At 43.8% G+C, this 2,231-nt stretch carries 3 protein-coding genes; 1 reads left to right on the top strand and 2 read right to left on the bottom strand.

Annotated elements, in window-relative coordinates:
* A partial coding sequence (locus AC2JBO_RS44180) for a transcriptional regulator family protein (RefSeq protein WP_496959954.1) occupies nt 1–269 on the bottom strand: 269 nt, incomplete at its 3' end.
* Between the two features lie 170 nt (nt 270–439).
* Here AC2JBO_RS44180 and AC2JBO_RS44185 point away from each other — a divergent pair.
* Nucleotides 440–1,726, top strand: a complete 1,287-nt coding sequence (locus tag AC2JBO_RS44185) for an ABC transporter substrate-binding protein (protein WP_496959955.1) — start codon at nt 440–442, stop codon at nt 1,724–1,726.
* A gap of 133 nt (nt 1,727–1,859) precedes the next feature.
* On the opposite strand, the gene AC2JBO_RS44190 is transcribed toward AC2JBO_RS44185, so the two are convergent.
* Nucleotides 1,860–2,231 (bottom strand): hypothetical protein (locus AC2JBO_RS44190; RefSeq protein WP_496959956.1); only part of this gene is annotated, 372 nt, incomplete at its 5' end.

Genomic DNA, 2,231 nt, shown 5'->3' on the forward strand with positions numbered 1-2,231 from the left:
TCGTAGCGTATTTCTTCTAATTGGCTATTGTCGCCAGCGTTATTACCGGCGCCTTTAGCGACAGCGCGCTCAATATTATCATTGGGAATGCCAGCAGCTTTAGCTTTTTCGATAGCAGTCCGCAGTTGAAAATTTCCTGCTGGGTCTGGTATACCACTACGTGCTGCAATGATAATTGCCCGTGACATTTGCGTGAAGGTTTTACCCCTCTTCGCATCAACCACTGCTTTCTGGCGTTTAATATTTGCCCATTTACTGTGTCCTGCCATAATCCAAAGTCAATATATTAATCTATCTTTATTAAATTTACACTCCTGCCAAGCCATTGCCAGTTCGTAAGACAGGCATTACACCGAACCCCTGGAAAGCACTTTGCGGTATCAATATGCTATGTTTTGTGATGAGAATATTATTTTTATATCTATAGATAGATTTAAAAATGCTTTTTACTTATTTTGGTAGGTTAATAGTACTCCTATGCTTCCTAGTCTTGATAACAGGGTGTCAAGTGGCGCCTTCTAGTAACAGTGGAGTGATACGTTTAACTTTATGGCAAGGTGTAAACCCACCACCAAACCGTGATGTGTTGCAAAAGCTGGTTGATAAGTTTAATCAAACTCACCCAGATATTCAAGTTGAATCATTATATGTCGGACAGCAAGACCAGCAAATGCCAAAGATATTAGCGGCAGTTGTTGGCAATGCACCTCCTGATTTGCTCTGGTACAATCCAACTATAGGAGGTCAATTGGTCGAACTTAATGCATTAATTCCTTTAGATGAATATCTGAATAAATCACCTGTAAAACCAGAAATTGACCCAGCGCTATTCGAGTCAATGGAATACAAAGGAAAAATTTGGTCTGTACCTTTTGCAACAAACAATGTCGGTGTTTTTTATCGACCTAGTTTATTTAAAGCAGCAGGAGTAACAATACCCAAGACTTGGGAAGAACTTAGGCAAGTAGCAAAAAAACTAACGCGCGATACAAATAACGACGGACAAATAGATCAGCATGGTATGGTTCTACCTTTAGGAAAAGGAGAATTTACAGTATTTACCTGGTTGCCGTTTATGTGGAGTGGTGGAGGTGAGTTAGTAAATGGTGAAAGTCAAGTAGCAGCTGCGGTTGAGTTGGCAGATAATAAAGGAGCAGTGTCCGCATTACAGCTTTGGCGAAATTTAATCACAGATGGTTCTGCTGTGCTATCAGGGCCAGAACGCGGTTATGAAACCGATGCTTTGGTAGCAGGTAAAGTTGCCATGCAGTTAACAGGTCCTTGGACACTGGGAGAATTTCAAGCTAAAGGTATAGATTTTAGCGTATTTCCCATACCTGTTGATAAACGTTCAGCAACTAGTATTGGTGGTGAAAACTTATTTTTATTTAAAACGGCGCCGGAGCGAGAAAAAGCAGCATTTAAATTTGCAGAGTATGCATTGAGCGAAGAATTTCAAACCGAACTAGCATTAGGAACCGGATACTTACCAATAAACATCAAATCTCGCCGAAATCCGAAATACTTAGAATTTGCAAAAAAACAACCCGCAGTAGAAGTATTTTTAGACCAAGCCAAATTTGGACGCTCACGCCCAATTTTCCCAGGTTACAATCGAGTATCAGAAAATATCGGTCGAGCAGTAGAAGCAGTCCTACTAGGCAAAACCTCCCCCAAAGAAGCATTAAAACAATCACAACAACGCCTAGATTTAATATTCGATTAAAACCCCCGTAGGATAGGCATCTTGCCTGTCCTACCCACAAAATCAGATTAGCAACGGATGTAACGGATGGTTTATGTTAATTAACTTTTCGGAGCGTTTGTAAGTAATAAAAGAAAACCCGGTTTCTAATGTATCAGGACTTACGCTCTGGGCACATAAAAACCGTAGTTGCCTCAACAGCTGGTGTGCCTGGTGGCGGCATTGCTGCCTGCGCAGCCTTCTGTGGTGAGTCATAGTCTGGAGGCAGGCCCAGCTCGATGCGCAGCGCCTGCTGCAGCTGCAGCGACTGCAGGCCCAGGATCTTCGACCAGCACTCATACCTGCAGCATGGTTTGGTGCAAAGTCGACAGCGGTGCAGCACATCAGTGAGCCAGCGAAGCAGGCAGGGTGTGGAGTGAAGGGCAGCGTTACTCCGCAGAAGCTGCGCAGCTCCGTTGCCCTCACCCGCCAACTGCTGCACCTTGTGATGGCAGGTCCCCAACAGCAGCAAGGCCCAGATGTGCCC

It is taken from the genome of Calothrix sp. CBUCES-K 9914 (assembly GCF_059640475.1).